Source organism: Paraburkholderia sp., assembly GCF_004298475.1.
Classification (GTDB): Bacteria; Pseudomonadota; Gammaproteobacteria; order Burkholderiales; family Burkholderiaceae; genus Paraburkholderia; species Paraburkholderia denitrificans.
Map to the genome: position 1 here is coordinate 102,207 of NZ_SCRP01000032.1, position 17,054 is coordinate 119,260.

The window sequence follows — 17,054 nt, forward strand, 5'->3', positions numbered from 1 at the left end:
ACGGTTTGTGGCGGCAAATGTGAGTGCGGCGCCAGCCGGGCGCGCCGATAACCGGCGGCGCTGCCCGGCGGCATTGGCCGCGCTTTACGCCTGCTGTGCCTCTGCGGCCTGCGCTTCTTCATACTCGCCGACCGGCACGCACGAGCAGAACAGGTTGCGGTCGCCGTAGGCATTGTCGGCGCGGCCAACCGGCGGCCAGTACTTCTGCGCCACCAGCGAGCGCACGGGGTACGCGGCCTGTTCGCGCGAGTACGCGTGCTTCCAGTCGTCGGCGACCACCACGGCTGCCGTGTGCGGCGCGTGCTTCAGCGGATTGTCTTCCTTGTCGGCGCGGCCTTCTTCCACGGCGCGGATTTCCTCGCGGATCGCGATCATCGCGGCGATGAAGCGGTCGAGTTCTTCCTTCGATTCCGATTCGGTCGGCTCGACCATCAGCGTGCCCGGCACCGGGAAGCTCATCGTGGGCGCGTGGAAGCCGTAGTCCATCAGGCGCTTGGCGACGTCGTCGACGCTGATGCCGCTCGCATCCTTGATGGGGCGCAGATCGAGAATGCACTCGTGCGCGACGAGTCCGCCCGGGCCGCTGTAGAGCACCGGGAAGTGCGACGCGAGCTGCTTCGCGACGTAGTTCGCGTTCAGGATCGCGGATTCGGTGGCGGCCGTGAGGTTGGCCGCGCCCATCATCGCGATGTACATCCACGAGATCGGCAGGATCGAAGCCGAGCCGTAAGGCGCCGCGCTCACCGCGCCGATGCCGTGATCGTCGCGCTTGTAGCCGCTCGAAAGCTGGTTCGGCAGGAACCTGGCGAGATGCGCGCCGACCGCGATCGGGCCGACGCCCGGTCCGCCGCCGCCGTGCGGGATGCAGAAGGTCTTGTGCAGGTTCAGGTGCGAAACGTCGCCGCCGAACTGACCGGGCGCGGCGAGGCCGACCATTGCGTTCATGTTCGCGCCGTCCACATAGACCTGGCCGCCGTGCGCGTGCACGATCTCGCAGACTTCGCGCACGTTCTGTTCGAACACGCCGTGCGTCGAGGGATACGTGATCATGATCGCCGCGAGATTCGCGGCGTGCTGTGCGGCCTTCGCCTTCAGATCGGCGATGTCGATGTTGCCTTGCGCGTCGCAGGCGACGACGACGACCTGCATGCCCGCCATCTGCGCCGACGCCGGATTCGTGCCGTGCGCCGATGCCGGAATCAGGCAGACGTTGCGATGCCCTTCGCCGCGCGAGGCGTGATACGCGTGGATGATGAGCAGGCCCGAGTACTCGCCTTGCGAGCCGGCGTTCGGCTGCAGCGAGACGGCGGCGTAGCCGGTTGCGGCCACGAGCATCTGTTCGAGCTGATCGATCATCTCGCGATAGCCGACCGTCTGCTCGGCGGGCGCGAACGGGTGAATGCGGCCGAACTCGGGCCACGTGACCGGCAGCATTTCCGCGGTGGCGTTGAGCTTCATCGTGCACGAGCCGAGCGGGATCATCGCACGGTCGAGCGCGAGGTCCTTGTCGGAGAGGCTGCGCAGGTAGCGCAGCATTTCCGTTTCCGAATGGTGGCGGTTGAACACCGGATGCGCGAGATACGCGCCTTCGCGCACGAGCGAGGCCGGGAACGACGTCGCGCTTTGCTTCGAAATTTCTGCGTCGAGCGCATCGACCGACGGCGCGGCGTCCGCGAACGCGGCTTGCGCGAACACGGCGAGCAGATCGGCGAGATCGGCGCGCGTCGTCGTTTCGTCGACGGACACGCCCACGCGCGTTTCGCCGACGTGGCGCAGGTTCATGCCGCGCGCGAGCGCTGCGTCGATGAGCGCCTGGGTGCGCGGGCCCGATTCGAACGTGAGCGTGTCGAAGAAGGTCTCGTTCACGAGCGCGTAGCCGAGCTGCTTCGCACCGGCTGCGAGGATCGCCGCGACGCGGTTCACGCGCTGCGCGATGGTCTTCAGGCCGTGCGGGCCGTGATAGACCGCGTACATGCTCGCCATGATCGCGAGCAGCGCCTGCGCCGTGCAGACGTTCGACGTGGCCTTCTCGCGGCGGATGTGCTGTTCGCGGGTTTGCAGCGCGAGGCGCAGAGCGGGGTTGCCTTGCGCGTCGACGGTCACGCCGACGAGACGGCCCGGCATCTGGCGCTTGAGTTCGTCGCGCACGGCCATGTAGGCGGCGTGCGGGCCGCCGAAGCCCATCGGCACGCCGAAACGCTGCGCGTTGCCGATGGCCACGTCCGCGCCCCAGACGCCCGGCGGCGTGAGGATCGTGAGCGCGAGCAGGTCGGCGGCGGCGATCACCGCGCCGCCCGCGGCGTGCACGGCTTGAGCGAGTTCGCGGTAGTCGCGCACGTCGCCGTTGACGCCCGGATATTGCAGCAGCACGCCGAACGCGCCGGCTTGCGGCGCTTCCTGCGCCGGGCCGACCTTGACTTCGATGCCGATCGGCTTCGCGCGCGTCTTCACGACTTCGAGGGTTTGCGGCAGCACGTCGTCGGCGACGAAGAAGACCTTCGACTTCGACTTGCTGGTGCGCTGCACGAGCGTCATCGCTTCGGCGGCGGCGGTGGCTTCGTCGAGCAGCGACGCGTTGGAGATTGCGAGACCGGTGAGGTCGATGATCATCTGCTGGAAGTTCAGGAGCGCTTCGAGGCGGCCCTGCGAGATTTCCGGCTGATACGGCGTGTACGCGGTGTACCACGCCGGGTTTTCGAGCACGTTGCGCAGGATGACGGCGGGCGTGTGCGTGTCGTAGTAGCCCTGCCCGATGTACGAGCGGAACACCTGGTTCTTGTCCGCGAGCGCGCGCAGGCCCGTGAGGGCTTCGGCTTCGGTGCGCGGCGCGGCGAACGGGCCGAGCGGCAGCGCTTCCTTGCGGCGGATGGCGGCCGGAATCACAGCTTCGATCAGTGCGGCGCGCGAGGTGAAGCCGAGCGTGTCGAGCATCGCCTGCTGGTCGGCCGCATCGGGGCCGATGTGGCGGCCGGCGAAGGCGTCGTGCGATTCAAGCGCAGCGAGCGTGAGGGAAGTGTTCATCAGATGATCCGGGTGTTCGAGCTTCATGGGTTTTTTCCTGTCGATGGCAGTCAGCGCTTCAGCGCTGACTGCCATCCCACGCAAAGCGGTCGATCGCAGTTGGCGCTGGAATGCTTCAGCGCTTGCTGCCATCCCATGCAGAGCGGGGCGCGGCGGCCGCGCACGGGCTGCCGCGCCGTAAGCGGTGGGGGTTAAGCGCCGATGGCCTTTTCGTAGCCGGCGGCGTCGAGCAGCTTGTCGAGCGACGCGCCCGCAGCCGGCTTGATCTTGAAGAGCCACGATTCATAGGGCGTGCCGTTCACGACGTCGGGCGTGTCGACGAGCGCGCTGTTCGATTCGACGATCTCGCCTGCAACCGGCGCGTAGATGTCCGAGGCGGCCTTGACCGACTCGATCACCGCGACGGCATCGCCCGCGCCGACCGTGCGGCCCGCTTCGGGCAGTTCCAGGAACACGATGTCGCCGAGCGCTTCCTGGGCGTGGTCGGTGATGCCGACGGTCAACGTGCCGTCGGCTTCCGTGCGGACCCATTCGTGCGATTCGGTGTATTTCAGATCGGCCGGGATGCTCATTGAATGCTCCAGTGCGTGGTTCGCGGTATGGGTTTGCTAATGCTTGAAAAGAGGGGGCGTGCGCGGCGCAAAGAGGGCGCCGGTCAGGCGACGAGCACCTTGCCGTTGCGCACGAACGGGAGTTTTACCACGGTCGCGGAAAGCGCCTTGTCGCGGATCTGCACCTGCACGACGTCGCCCGGCTGCACGCTTTGTTGTGCACTCCTGGGCACGCGCGCGAAGGCGATCGATTCCTGCATCGTCGGCGAGAACGTGCCGCTCGTGATTTCGCCTTCGCCATGCGGCGTGAGCACCTTCTGGTGCGCGCGCAGCACGCCGCCCGCCTTGCCGTTTTCACGCTGCAGGATAAGGCCGACGAACGCCATGCGCGAGCCGTTGGCTTCGAGCGCGGCGCGGCCGACGAAGTCGCGCGGCTCCTTCATGTCGACGGTCCAGGCGAGGCCTGCGTCGAGCGGCGAGACGTTGTCGTCCATGTCCTGGCCGTAGAGGTTCATGCCGGCTTCGAGGCGCAGCGTGTCGCGCGCGCCGAGGCCGCAGGGCTTTACGCCCTCGCGCTGCAAGGCGTCCCAGAACTCGCACACGGCGGCGACCGGCAGCACGACTTCGAAGCCGTCTTCGCCGGTGTAGCCCGTGCGCGCGATCATCAATTCGCCGAACGGCGTGACGTCGATCTTCGCGGCGTTGAAGGGCTTGAGCGTTTCGGTGCAGCTGCGCGCGGACGGCGCAACCTGCCAGACCTTGTCGCGGGCGTTCGGGCCCTGCACGGCGACGATCGCGAGATCGCGGCGCGGCGTGATGGTGAGGCCGAAGCCGCCGTCGGCGTTCAGCTTCTGGAACCAGGCGATGTCTTTCTCGGCGGTGCCCGCGTTGACGACGGTGCGGAACTGGTCGTCGGCGAAGTAATAGACGATCAGGTCGTCGATCACGCCGCCTTGCGGGTTCAGCATGCACGAGTAGAGCGCGCGGCCCGGCGTCGTGAGCTTCGCGACGTTGTTGGCGATGGCGTGGGAGAAGAATTCGCGCGCCTTCGGGCCCGCGAAATCGACGACGCACATGTGCGAAACGTCGAACATGCCGGCGTCGGTGCGCACGGCGTGATGCTCGTCGATCTGCGAGCCGTAGTTGACGGGCATATCCCAGCCGCCGAAATCGACCATACGGGCGTTAAGCGCGCGGTGCGTGGCGTTGAGCGGAGTGTGTTTCAGTTCGGTCATGGGGCGATCTCGTCACGGTCGAAAACGAAAAAGGCCATGCATGAAACGCCGCAGGCGGTGTGCCTGTGGACGCTTCGTGCATGGCCCCTCTGTCCTCGGTACCTGAGAGATTGCGCCGTTCGCTGCGTGTGGCAGCGCTTCGCGGCGCGCGCCCCTTCGGTGGGCAGCCTGAACGCGGCTGAGCCGCCGTTCTACTGTCGCTCTCCAGAGTGCGGACGTTCACGCGTTTCCATTCGCTGCGCGCGAAAAACGCGCAAGCAGATGGATCAGCGGTCCGGCGCGCACGGTCCTTTTGCCTGAGAGTTTGTGGGTTGCCCCTTCGGCGGCGCTGGCGGCGCTTGTCTGCTTCGTTTGCTTGCATCTCAAGCGGCTGCCAGCGCGCTCTCCCGGCGCGCGCAGCGATTGTGCGCGACGCGCACGGGGCGTGTCAATGCGGAAAATTCCCCGCGCGCAGGGGACGGATGGGCGCGCATGCCTGAACGTGCGTGTCGCAGGGAAGGTGCGACGAAGGCCTGCAAGCGGCGTTGCGCGGGTGTTGCGCGGGTATTGCACGCGAGGCGGCGCGTCACGCGCCCAGGGCGGAAGCCGGGGATGCCGGAGACGCTTGAGACGCTTGACATGCGCGTCGAGGAAATTATTCGCCGATCGCGCGCGCGGCCGTGTCGAGTTCCTCGTTGAGCACGTGCTCTTCGTCGGACGAGAGACCGCCGCCGTGCTGAGCCGCCATGTCACGCGCTTCGCGGCGGATCTCGTCAAGACGGCGATGGACCGCAGCGCCCTGCGGCTGCGGGTAGTAGCCCTCGTTCACGCGTGTGTCGAGGCGGCGGCCCAGGTTGTCGATACGGCTTTCCACCTGATGCAGCCGGTCGATGGAGAGCGCGTGCGGCGCCGGACCTGCGGGGCGCTGCTGCGGCCCGGTGATGACGCACGCGGCGAGCGTCGAGACGAGTGCGCTGGCGGCGAGCGCGCGGGCGATGCGGGACATGCAAAACTCCTTTCTGGTCGTTGTCGCGCTTGTGGTCTGATCTGAGGCGCGATTTGAAGCGCGATTTGAAGCGTTGTCCCTGAATCCAACGTTTCATGGACGCCGCGCGATGACCGCGCGCGCACGCGCTGTGCACACTAACCCTCGCGAGGGGAAATTCGGGCGCTTCGCGCCCGAATCGTAGGACACGTGCCCAGTCAGCCTGCGCGCACGAACGGGAGCGTGCGGCCCTCGGCGGCGCTTTGCATCGCCAGCTCGATGACCGTCATCACGTCGATGGCGTCCTGCGGGCTCACCGGAAACGGCACACCGTCGTGGATCGACGCGGCCAGCGCGCGATAGAGACCCGTGTAGTCGCCGTCGACGGTGGGCAGCGCGCGTTCGCTCTCGCTGCCGCCCGAGGCGGCATCCAGCAGGACGTGCAGCCGTCCCGCCTCGTTGCCCGCGCCGAACCCCGCCTCGCCCGGGCGCAGGCCCGCCTTCAACTGGTCCTCCTGCGTGTCGAGGCCGTTCTTCAGATAGCCGCCGCGCGTGCCGTTGATCACGAAGCGCGGCGAGAACGCGGCGAGCGCGCTCGCGTGCAGCACCGCGTCGTGATTCGCGTAGCCGAGCACGAGATGGACGTAGTCGGGTGCCGTCGCGTCATCGCGGCGCGTGCGCACGAAGGCGGTGACCGATTCGGGCGCGCCGAAGAGCGCGAGCGCCTGATCGACCAGATGCGGCCCGAGGTCGTAGAGCAGGCCGCCGCCGCGCGCGGCATCCTCGCGCCAGCGCTGGCGCACCTGTGGGCGAAAGCGGTCGAAATGCGATTCGAAGTGCGTCACGCGGCCCAGTTCGCCGCTTGCCAGGAGCGTGCGCACGGTGAGGAAATCTCCATCCCAGCGGCGGTTGTGAAAGGGTGCGAACACAAGGCCGCGCGCCGATGCAAGCGCGGCAAGCGTGCGCGCCTCGGCGGCGTTCAGCGTGACCGGCTTGTCCACGAGGACGTGCTTGCCGCGCTCCAGCGCGCGGCGCGCGAGGTCGAAGTGCGTGTCGTTGGGCGTCGCGATCACGACGCATTCGATGTCGTCGAGTGCGAGCAGCGCGTCGAGATCGGGGACGATGGCGGCATCCGGAAAGTCGGCGCGCGCGCGCTCGGGCTGGCCCGTGGCAATTGCAGCGAGTGCCGTGGCTGCGCAGTGTGCGATCACGGGTGCGTGGAAGGTCTGGCCGGCGAAGCCATAGCCCATCAGGCCGATTTTCAGCGGTGAAGTCATGGGGCGGCTCCTGCAAGGTGGGCGCGGCATGAGCCGCGGCCGTGGTGGGCGGGTGGGCGTTATTGTGGCACGCGGCGGGTGGCGGACGGCGGGCCCTCGGTGGCCGATCGGTTCGCCGTGTTAACATCCCACCCGCAATCGCACACCGCGCGGGGCGTTGTCCACGCGCCGCGTGCCCGAGCCCGCGCAAGCGGGGCGCTCGCCGCCATCGCGCACGGCAGGTTCGCCGCACGCGCCCCGTCTGATCCACCCGTTTTTCCAATCCAGCAACGATGTCCGCAGGCCTGAATCCCGCCCAAAGCGAAGCGGTGCGCTATCTCGACGGTCCCTGTCTCGTGCTCGCCGGCGCGGGCAGCGGCAAGACGCGCGTGATCACGCAGAAGATCGCGCACCTCATCGAAGTCAAAGGCTTCGAGCCGCGCCATATCGCCGCCGTCACGTTCACCAACAAGGCCGCCGCCGAAATGCGCGAGCGCGTGGGCAAGCTGCTCGAAGGCAAGACGCTCACGACGCCCGGCAAGGAAGGCCGCAAGGTGCCGGTGAACCAGCTCACCGTCTGCACGTTCCACTCGCTCGGCGTGCAGATCCTGCGCCAGGAAGCCGGGCATCTGGGCCTCAAGCCCCAGTTTTCTATCATGGATTCGGACGACTGCTTCGCCATGATCCAGGAACAGGTCGGCTCGACCGACAAGGGCTTCATCCGCAAGATCCAGTCGATCATCTCGCTCTGGAAAAACGGCCTCGTGATGCCCGAAGAAGCGCTCGCCACGGCGTCGAACGAGGACGAGCACCAGGCGGCCATCGTCTACCGCAATTACGTGGCGACGCTGCATGCGTACCAGGCCGTCGACTTCGACGACCTGATCCGCCTGCCGAGCGAACTCTTCGCGCAGAACGAACCGGTGCGCGAGCGCTGGCAGAACAAGCTGCGCTATCTGCTGATCGACGAGTACCAGGACACCAACGCCTGCCAGTACGAACTGCTCAAGCTGCTGGCGGGCCCGCGCGCGGCGTTCACGGCCGTGGGCGACGACGACCAGGCCATCTACGGCTGGCGCGGCGCGACGCTCGAAAACCTTGCGCAGCTCGGCCGCGACTTCCCGAAGCTGCACGTGGTCAAGCTCGAACAGAACTATCGCTCGACCGTGCGCATTCTCACGGCGGCGAACAACGTCATCGCGAACAACCCGAAACTGTTCGAGAAGAAGCTCTGGTCCGAGCACGGCATGGGCGACTCGATCACCGTCACGCCGTGCAACGACGAAGAACACGAAGCCGAATCTGTGGTGTTCAGGCTCTCGGCGCACAAGTTCGAGCGGCGCGCGCAGTTTCGCGATTACGCGATCCTGTATCGCGGCAACTTCCAGGCGCGCATCTTCGAACAGGTGCTGCGGCGCGAGCGCATTCCGTACGTGCTCTCGGGTGGCCAATCGTTCTTCGACAAAGCCGAAATCAAGGACCTCTGCGCGTATCTGCGCCTGATCGCGAACCCCGACGACGATCCCGCGTTTATCCGCGCAATCACGACGCCGCGGCGCGGCGTGGGCAACACGACGCTCGAAGCGCTTGGCTCGTTCGCGGGCCAGGCGAAAGTGTCGCTGTTCGAGGCGGTGTACATGGGCGGGATCGAAGCGCGGCTTTCGGCGCGCCAGGTCGAGCCGATGCGCGTGTTCTGCGACTTCATGCAGCGTCTTGCCGAGCGCGCGGAGAAGGACCCCGCGACGGTCGTGCTCGACGACCTCATGGAAGCGATCCACTACGAAGCGTATCTGTACGACACCTTCGACGAACGCCAGGCGCAGTCGAAGTGGCAGAACGTGCTCGAATTCCTCGAATGGCTCAAGCGCAAAGGGACGAAGCCGGAGCCCGAACTTGGCCCCGATTCTGGCGACGATGCGGAAGCCACGGGCTACGACAATGCCGACGGTCTCGCCGATACCGGCAAGAACCTGCTGGGCCTGATCCAGACGGTGGCGCTGATGTCGATGCTCGAAGGCAAGGAAGAAGACCCGGATGCGGTGCGGCTTTCGACCGTGCACGCGTCGAAAGGGCTTGAGTACCCGCACGTGTTTCTGGTCGGCGTGGAAGAGGGGATCATGCCCCATCGCGGCGGCGCCGACGACGAACCGATCGACGACGCGCGCATCGAGGAAGAGCGGCGGCTGATGTACGTCGCGATCACGCGCGCGCAGCGCAGCCTGCATCTGAACTGGTGCAAGAAGCGCAAGCGCGCGAGAGAGACGGTGGTGTGCGAGGCGTCGCGATTCATCCCCGAAATGGGACTGGACGACGCGCCGCCGCCTACGCCGGAAGAAGCGCCGATGTCGCCGAAGGACCGCCTTGCGAGCTTGAAGGCGCTGCTGCAGAAGGGTTGACGAATTTGCACGACGGCGCGGCGGCGCGCCACTCTGGATTCGGATCTTTGAACGTGAAAAGGGCTGCATCGCGCGATGCAGCCCTTTGTTCTTGCGGATCCTGATGGATTGTGAGCGTGGGCTTACTTCGCAGCGCTCACCATGTAATCGACGGCGGCCTTCACTTTGGCGTCGGAGGCGCCGGCGCGGCGGGGGCTGAAGCTGAAGCCGTCTGCGCAATGCTGGCGGGCGCGGCCACGGCCGCTGCGGCGCCCGGTGCGCTTGCGGCTGCCGTCGCTGCGCCTGGTGCTGCTTCTGCCGCGTTGGCGGCATTGGCCTCGGGCTTCGGCGGGTCCGGGAAGTTCGCGCCGCCGTGGTTCGCCATGTAGGCCACCGCGAGGCCGATTTCGTAGTCGCTGTAGTCGTCGGGACTGGTGCCGCCGCGCGGCGGCATTGCGCCCTTGCCGGAGAGTGCGGTGTGCCAGAGCGTGTCATAGCCTTGTGCGATGCGCGGCGCCCAGTCGCCCGGGTTGCCGAACTTCGGCGCGCCCGCTACGCCCGTCGCGTGACATGCCGAACAGACGGCCTGAAAGACCTGCTCGCCGGTCTTGTAGACATGCGGCGCGTTAGCATCGCGAATGGTGACCTGCGCGATGGGCGCGATGCGCTGGGCGACTGCGTCGGGGGCGAGTTCATCGGTGCCCGCGCCGGTGCGCGTCGTGTTGTCGACGTAGTAGGCGAGCAGGATGATGATGGTGACAGGAACGGCAAACGCGGCGATGACCGCCGCGATCAGCTGGCCGGGTGTTTTGATCGGGGTTCCGTTGGGCGCTTCGCTCATGTTTGTCTCGTCTCCCATTGGGATGGTGGTGAGCGTGACAGCAGGACGGCAACAGCCTTGCGATGGATCAAACAGGAAAAATTATAGACGCATGGGTCCGCATCAGGTGCATGTGTGCGGCCGCTATGTAGCGGGCGTTTACCCGGAGGTGTGGTGCGTTTTGTGCGGTTTTGATTTTTTGATTGGACCCTGTGGCGGTGGGGTGGTTTTTCGGGCGTGTTTGCCGGTGATGCGGTCTGCTTCGGCATACCGCCAACACGGGCGACCGCCTGGCAGCCGCCCACGGTGGACGGTTTCACCGAAACCGGGTATCCTTGCCGTCTCTTCGCAGCGCTGCTATCCCCGTATTCTTCGGTCTGGTTGCAGCGCTTTTGCATAAATGCGCCCGTAGCTCAATGGATAGAGTACTGCCCTCCGAAGGCAGGGGTTGCTGGTTCGATCCCAGCCGGGCGCGCCATCTGCATTTCCGCAGACATCCCATGAAATCCTGAAAAGCCCCGCCGGATAAGGCGTTGCGGGATTTTTGCGTCCGCGGAAAGCCGAGCAGATCCTGGAAAATCCATCAGTCGCATGTGCTCGGTGATGTACCCCAGAATGTTTTTTCCTCAATTCTGATTTTGGGGTACGGCGTGGGACATCTCACCGACTCGCAGATCAAGAATGTAGAGCCTCGCGAGAAGGAATATTTCCTCGCGGATGGCAGTGAACTGTACGCCCGCCAAAATTCGGACTTCGAAAGCATCTTGCCGTATGCCCGGATCACACGAACGGTTTGCGGCGCTTGTATTAGCTAGTTCTTTTCGAGTGGCGCCCGCGAAAACGTGTTCCAACTGGCTGCTACCCACCCCGTACACCCCTCGCTGTACCGGATGAGGCAGTATAATGGTCCAAATTTTGTACAAAATTCGAGCCGCAGGAGTGCACTATGCCGATCTCAGCCAGCGATGTGATTTCGCTATCTCAAGCCAGGGCCAATTTGTCCGAGCTGGCCGATCAGGTCAGGGCGGGCGCCGAGAAAATTGTCACGAAAAACGGGGAGAGCTACGTTGCCATCATCGATGCGCAGCGGCTGGATTACTACCACCGGTTGGAGCGGGAGCGCATCCACTTGCTGCTGATCGCAGATGCCAGCAAGGGCTTGGCCGACGTGTCTGCCGGCAAGGTGAAGGATGCCCGTAGCACCCTCGCCACGCTAAAGCGGCGCCGCACCAGAACAGCCGACTAATGGGCCAATACTCGCCGTGACAGCCCAGCACTCCGTCAAACTCACAGCTAACTTCGAGCGCAATCTCGATGAAATCGACGCGTTCCTGCAGGAAGTCGAAGCCCCGCAGGCCTTCGATGCGCTACTGGACGAACTGACGCATACCGTGATCCCCAACCTGGAGCAATTCTCCGGCATAGGTCGATCCTTCATGGATCGCTCCGCTGGCTCCGTTGAAACGAGCAACGGCATCACCCGCCTGACCGAACAACTGAACGCCATTGCCGACGGCAGCGAATTGCGGGAATACGTGATGTCGCACTATCTGTTGCTGTATGCCCAGATCAAAGACACGGCGTATCTACTATCGATTCGCCACTACCGACAGCTTTCGTTCGATCTGGCAAATCACTGGGTAATGTGAATAAATGATTTATCTGCTGGTGTTGGCGTAGCGGTGCGCGAATATCCCACCGATTCGCGTCCGTTATCGAGTACTTCGCATTGCCTTCCGTACACCACTCACCAAGGCACGAAGGCCGGGAAATGCAGCTTCGCCCGCCTCAGAAAAACAAAGCGCCGGACATTGCGTACCGGCGCGATTGATTACAACAAGGACACGTCTGTAGACGTATCTACGACTGTTCAAAAACAGTCTTGGGATGCTCGCTGGCCCTTAACCGAAGCCACGAGCGGCTTGCAGACAGGTTGGTCGGAGTCGGTATTATTCAGCGGCAGCCCTCCAGGGTTAATTTCAGGCAGACGCGTCTTCCCCGTAGCATCGAAGGCGCACGTGGCGGCTAGTCCAGCTAGCTACTTATTTCCTAACCGCTCAATGACAATTTAAAGCCTTTTCCCGTGGGCGAAACCGGGCAAGTTGTCGCGCGGTACGTCGTCGTCATGACGAACTTTGCATCTGAATTCGAGTCCTCTCATCGGCACCTAAATCTCCCACTCAAAGCTTGTGGCGCTTCTCACACAGAAGCCCCAAGCGTGCCGGACGAATCATCAAATACGCCCGTCCTTACAAGCGTTTTACAGTAGAAATTTTTCGCTTACGGCGGTCGATAAAGCAAAGAAGGCAGATGCACGCTGCCGGGTCTGTCCTGTTCTCCGAGGCCTGGCGAATTTCACGGTTACACGCGCATACGTATTGCCATTGCTTGCCGTGCGTAAGCACGCTGCCGCAAATGGGCGCCCCCATGGGAAAAGGGCGCACGGCCCATTGGTCACGTCGTGGAGCGCGGGTGAACGAATTCAGGTTCACGCAAAAAACTCTGGTTGCCGCTGGTGATCAGCCTGACCGCCATGGGCACGTTTCATGTCGGCGCCGTCGTGTAACTGGATGCGGGAATATGCACCGGCATAAGCACCGGAATAAGCACTGGAATAAGCACTGGAATAAGCACCAAAGTCTCTCGCACATTGCGGATTTGAATCGTGCGACCAGGGATCATGATGGCGTCGTGCCAATTCCCCAGCCGGACGGCGATTTCGTCCGAAATGCGACGCGTGAACACAAACGATCCCGCGGGACTCGATGTCGAAGTGACCGACCTTTCACCTGAGGATGCGGAACGGCTTCATCGGCAGGTTCGCGAACAACACCCCGAATTCCCCGAAGCGCACAACAATCACGGTGCCATGCTGCAGCGCCTCGGTCGTCTGCAAGAGGCCGAGGATGCGTTTCGGCACGCACTCGCGCTGCGCTCCGACTATCTGGAGGCGCACTACAACCTCGCGCTCACATTGCAGGCGACGAACCGTCTGCACGAGGCTGAAGCCGAATACCAGCAAGCGCTGACGATTCAACCCGCGCACGCCGAGTCGCATCACAATCTCGGCAACGTGATGAAGTCGCTCGGGCGTCTGCACGAGGCAGAGATTGCATATCGGCGGGCGATCGAAATTCGTCCGCACTATCCGCTTGCGCTGAATAATCTCGCGAGCGTATTGAAGCTGCGCGAGCGTTATATCGAGGCCGAACTCGCGTGTCGCTGTGCGCTGACGATTCAGCCGCGGTATCCCGAAGCGCTCAACACGCACGGCACGATCCTCGAAAAGCTCGGGCGCTTGCCCGAAGCCGAAACGGCCTATCGTCATGCGATAGCCATTCGCCCGGATTTCGCCGAAAGCCATTACAACCTCGGGATCGTGTTTCACGCGCTGGAGCGTCTCGATGACGCGGAAGCGAGCTATCGCGAGGCGCTTGCGCTGCGCCCGGAGCGCGTCGAAATACTGAACAATCTCGGCGGCGTGCTACAGGCTCGCGGGTTGCCCGCGCAGGCCGCGGAGCTTTACCGCAGGGCGCTGGCGCTGCGCCCGGAACTGAGCGTGACGCATTACAACCTCGGGACGGTGCTCAAGAGCCTCGATTGCCTCGCCGAAGCCGAAGTCGAATATCGTGCGGCGCTTGCGCTCGATCCGCGTTATGCCGATGCGCGTTTCGGGCTCGCGACGCTGCTGCTGAGTTTTGGGCGGTATGAAGAAGCGTGGGTCGAATACGAGGCGCGTTACGAACCGGAGCGTTTCGTTCATCGCAGGAGCGAGGTGGTGCTACAGCCCTGTCCGCGTTGGCGCGGCGAGTCGTTGCAAGGCCGCTCGCTGCTGGTCTGGCAGGAGGATGGGCTCGGCGATATGGTGCAGTTCGGCCGTTATCTGGCGCGCTTGAAGTCGCTCGGGGTTTCACGTTTGACGGTGGCGTGTTTGCCGCCGCTGCACCGGTTACTGCGTGCCGTGGATGGTGTGGATGAGGTCGTCGTTCATGCAGATGCTCAGGCGCGCGTGGCCGAATTCGATTGCTGGATCAGCCTGATGAGCGTGCCGCTGCGTCTGGGGATGGTCGATCATGCGCAAGACGAGGCGCTTTCGCCGGCGGTGTATCTGAAGCCCGATCCCGTTCTGGTCGAGCACTGGCGTGCGCGTCTCGATGCGTTGCCGCCCGGGTTGCGCGTGGGTCTGGTGTGGAAGGGCAATCCGAAGCATCACAACGATGCACATCGGTCACTGCCTTCGCTTGCCGTGCTTGAACCGCTGTGGCAGGTGCCGGGCGTTCAGTTCGTCAGTTTGCAGAAAGGGCAGGGTGAGGACGAGGCCGCCATGCCGCCAGAGGGACAGCCGCTGCTGCATCTGGGATCTGAAGTGGCCGATCTGGCCGATAGCGCCGCGATCGTCGCGCAGCTCGATCTGGTGATTTGCGTGGATACCGCGATGGCTCATATCGCGGGATCCGTTGGCACGCCGTGCTGGGTGCTGCTGCCCGCGCAGGATATCGACTGGCGCTGGATGCATCAGCGGGAAGATTCGCCCTGGTATCCGGGCGTGCGATTGTTCAGGCAGGGAGCGCAGGGGCAGTGGGCGGCGGCGGTGGAGCAGGTTCGGGCGGTGTTGCGCGGGAGGATGCCGAGGCCTTGCGATTCCGCGCGCGCAAGTCGATTGGAACCATGACCGTAACGTGGCGCCGGGCGGGGCGCTTAGCTTAGGATCGCAGCGTGATTCTCCACTGAGTGCATGTCAATGTCTGAGCGCACAGTTGCCACAGTTGCGATATACACGTTACAGCCTGGGGGCGCCGGCAGTCATCCGCGTTTCAGGCATTGCCGCTTTCGCAGCGGGATTACTGTCCTCTATCTCCGAACATACTCGCTACCCAATCCAGTCGCGCAAGAATGAAGACGATGGATTCCATCATGTAACGTCAATCAATAATGAGGTATGACGTTAGCGGGTTGGACGGGTCGCGTCGCAATGCGTATCTGGACAGTCCCAGCACCTCTCGCACGGCTAACGTCTCTCCCGGGAATTCTGGACAATTCAATTCATCAAATGCCAATACCGTTCCTTTGGTGACGTGCGGCAAAATGGCTTCCAGGCAATCCTTGGTCGGCTTGTAAAGGTCAAAATCAAAATACGCCATGGCTACTACCGTTTCTGGATGTCTCGCCAGATAAGCCGAGATCGTTTCGGTGGCATCGCCTTTGACAAGTTCGTGCTTGGTCTTTTGCGGGATGGGCGCATTTTGCTCGTGAAAATTCAGAATGGCTTCAAGGTGGTCTTCCCATCCAGCGGTCACGGCATAGTCTCCGGTCTTGACCATGCCGCCATCCTGATCCGCTACTCCAGGGAACCCCTCAAACGTATCAAAGCCAATCAGCCTTCGGTTGTAGTTGAAAGGTTCGTGGATTCCGCGCAGCGCCGAGAACAAGGCCATGTTTTGGCCCCACCGGACGCCGAACTCCATAATGACACCATGCACAGGAACGATCAGCTGATACAGCTTCTGCATGAAGTTGATGCGGGCCAATGTCTGGCGCGTCAGAAACAGGCCCAGGTTGTCGAGCAATTCTGAATCCGGCAAAGGCGCCGCACGAAGACTTTCCGCCAAAGCAATCTTTCTGGAAATCTCTGTCTGAGTCGATCCTGAAAGGGTATTAATGGGTTGTTGCGTTTTCATCGTTCAACACTATCCGAATTGTTTTCACCAAGGCCAATTTTGCCGACATTTGCGATGTGAGCGTGATCGGCGTGTCTTTTTCTAAGCGGTGGGTATCAATCCACCATTGCCCAGCGAAGCGCCGTTCCAATTTGTGCATCCACCCGTATTTTTTTTCCCAGCAAACTTTCGTAATGCCGCGGGGCAAGCCCGGCGCCGGGGCGGACGACGCGCAAATTTTCCGTAGTAAAGACATCGCCCGCTTTCATGTCCTTCGCGACATACAACGAACGGCGATGCTCGATCGATTTCATTTCCGCAGGCGTAGGTCCGTAAGTCACCTGCCCCAGTGCTAGCCATGCACGGTGCGTTTCGCTGATCAGGCTCTCCAGTTCCGCGGGTTCGAGCGAAAAGGCACTATCGACGCCGCCGTCTGCGCGGCGCAAAGTGAAGTGCTTTTCAATGACCGTGGCACCCAACGCCACTGCCGCCACCGAAACGCCTACGCCCATGGTGTGATCCGACAAGCCCACCTGACATCCCAGCAATTCCCGCATGTGAGGGATGGTCCGTATATTGGTGTTTTCAGGCGATGCGGGATAAGTGCTGGTGCACTTGAGCAGCACCAGTTCTTTGCAGCCCGCCTCGCGAGCGGTCTGCACGGCCTCGTCCAGTTCCCCCAGCGTAGCCATGCCCGTCGACATGATGATGGGCTTTCCGGTGCGCGCTGCCTTGCGGATCAAGGGGAGGTGATTATTCTCGAATGAAGCAATCTTGAACGCGGGGACTCCGAGCTGATCCAGAAAATCCACGGCGGTTTCGTCGAACGGGGAACTGAAGCAAATCAAGCCATGTGATTTGGCGCGTTCCATGATGGGCGCGTGCCACTCCCAAGGCGTATACGCCTTGCTGTACAGGTCATACAGATTGCTGCCGTTCCACAGGCTTTTTTCGTCGGAGATGTTGAATTCGCCACGTCGGACATTGAGCGTGATCGTATCTGCGGTGTAGGTTTGCAGTTTGATGGCATGCGCGCCGGCACGTGCAGCGGCGTCCACCAGTTCAAATGCCCGCTCAAGAGACTGGTTATGGTTGCCGGACATTTCGGCGATGATGAACGGCGGGTGTTCCACGCCAATCAGGCAGTCTGCAATGCGAATCGTTGAATTCATGAT

General features: G+C 63.3%; 11 protein-coding genes, 1 tRNA gene, 2 pseudogenes and 2 riboswitches. Of the genes and pseudogenes, 6 read left to right on the top strand and 8 right to left on the bottom strand.

Annotated features, from left to right (window positions below; genetic code table 11):
* Positions 1–84: 84 nt before the first annotated feature.
* From gcvP to EPN59_RS15865, 5 genes are all read right to left on the bottom strand, one after another.
* Entirely contained in the window at positions 85–3,048 is a 2,964-nt protein-coding gene (gcvP, locus tag EPN59_RS15845) for an aminomethyl-transferring glycine dehydrogenase (RefSeq protein ID WP_293034316.1), read from the bottom strand.
* A gap of 164 nt (positions 3,049–3,212) precedes the next feature.
* Positions 3,213–3,593 carry a glycine cleavage system protein GcvH gene (gene gcvH, locus EPN59_RS15850; RefSeq protein WP_293034315.1) on the bottom strand — a complete coding sequence of 127 codons (381 nt, stop codon included), beginning with the start codon at positions 3,591–3,593 and terminating at the stop codon, positions 3,213–3,215.
* 83 nt (positions 3,594–3,676) lie between these two features.
* Positions 3,677–4,807, bottom strand: a complete 1,131-nt coding sequence (gcvT, locus tag EPN59_RS15855; protein WP_293034314.1) for a glycine cleavage system aminomethyltransferase GcvT — start codon at positions 4,805–4,807, stop codon at positions 3,677–3,679.
* A gap of 79 nt (positions 4,808–4,886) precedes the next feature.
* A riboswitch (glycine riboswitch) is annotated at positions 4,887–5,025 on the bottom strand.
* Between the two features lie 57 nt (positions 5,026–5,082).
* A riboswitch (glycine riboswitch) is annotated at positions 5,083–5,206 on the bottom strand.
* 235 nt (positions 5,207–5,441) lie between these two features.
* Positions 5,442–5,792, bottom strand: coding sequence for a hypothetical protein (locus EPN59_RS15860; RefSeq protein WP_293034313.1), 351 nt, complete (start codon positions 5,790–5,792; stop codon positions 5,442–5,444).
* Positions 5,793–5,989: 197 nt separating this feature from the next.
* Entirely contained in the window at positions 5,990–7,048 is a 1,059-nt protein-coding gene (locus EPN59_RS15865) for an oxidoreductase (RefSeq protein ID WP_293034312.1), read from the bottom strand.
* A 272-nt stretch (positions 7,049–7,320) separates the two neighbouring features.
* Here EPN59_RS15865 and EPN59_RS15870 point away from each other — a divergent pair, with 272 nt between their 5' ends.
* A complete protein-coding gene (locus EPN59_RS15870; RefSeq protein ID WP_293034311.1) occupies positions 7,321–9,423 on the top strand; it encodes a UvrD-helicase domain-containing protein in 2,103 nt (700 codons plus the stop codon).
* Between the two features lie 184 nt (positions 9,424–9,607).
* Here the strand turns inward: EPN59_RS15870 and EPN59_RS15875 are convergent.
* Positions 9,608–10,243, bottom strand: a pseudogene (locus tag EPN59_RS15875) (c-type cytochrome); the annotation flags it as partial.
* A gap of 381 nt (positions 10,244–10,624) precedes the next feature.
* Between EPN59_RS15875 and EPN59_RS15880 the strand changes: the two are divergent.
* The 5 genes and pseudogenes from EPN59_RS15880 (at position 10,625) to EPN59_RS15900 (ending at position 14,894) form a co-directional block, all read left to right on the top strand.
* A tRNA-Arg gene (locus EPN59_RS15880) sits at positions 10,625–10,700 on the top strand.
* A gap of 468 nt (positions 10,701–11,168) precedes the next feature.
* The gene (locus EPN59_RS15885; protein ID WP_293034310.1) at positions 11,169–11,468 is read left to right on the top strand and encodes a type II toxin-antitoxin system Phd/YefM family antitoxin; all 300 of its coding nucleotides are present in this window, start codon (positions 11,169–11,171) and stop codon (positions 11,466–11,468) included.
* A gap of 16 nt (positions 11,469–11,484) precedes the next feature.
* Positions 11,485–11,871: a type II toxin-antitoxin system RelE/ParE family toxin gene (locus EPN59_RS15890; RefSeq protein ID WP_293034309.1), complete on the top strand. Its 387-nt coding sequence runs from the start codon at positions 11,485–11,487 to the stop codon at positions 11,869–11,871.
* Between the two features lie 1,079 nt (positions 11,872–12,950).
* Positions 12,951–13,325 (top strand): annotated as a pseudogene (locus tag EPN59_RS19745) (tetratricopeptide repeat protein); the annotation flags it as partial.
* A 195-nt stretch (positions 13,326–13,520) separates the two neighbouring features.
* A complete protein-coding gene (locus EPN59_RS15900) occupies positions 13,521–14,894 on the top strand; it encodes a tetratricopeptide repeat protein (RefSeq protein WP_293046362.1) in 1,374 nt (457 codons plus the stop codon).
* Between the two features lie 250 nt (positions 14,895–15,144).
* Here EPN59_RS15900 and EPN59_RS15905 read toward each other — a convergent pair whose 3' ends face one another.
* The gene (locus EPN59_RS15905; protein ID WP_293034307.1) at positions 15,145–15,900 is read right to left on the bottom strand and encodes a class I SAM-dependent methyltransferase; all 756 of its coding nucleotides are present in this window, start codon (positions 15,898–15,900) and stop codon (positions 15,145–15,147) included.
* Between the two features lie 95 nt (positions 15,901–15,995).
* A complete protein-coding gene (pseI, locus tag EPN59_RS15910; protein WP_293034306.1) occupies positions 15,996–17,051 on the bottom strand; it encodes a pseudaminic acid synthase in 1,056 nt (351 codons plus the stop codon).
* Between the last annotated feature and the right edge of the window lie 3 nt (positions 17,052–17,054).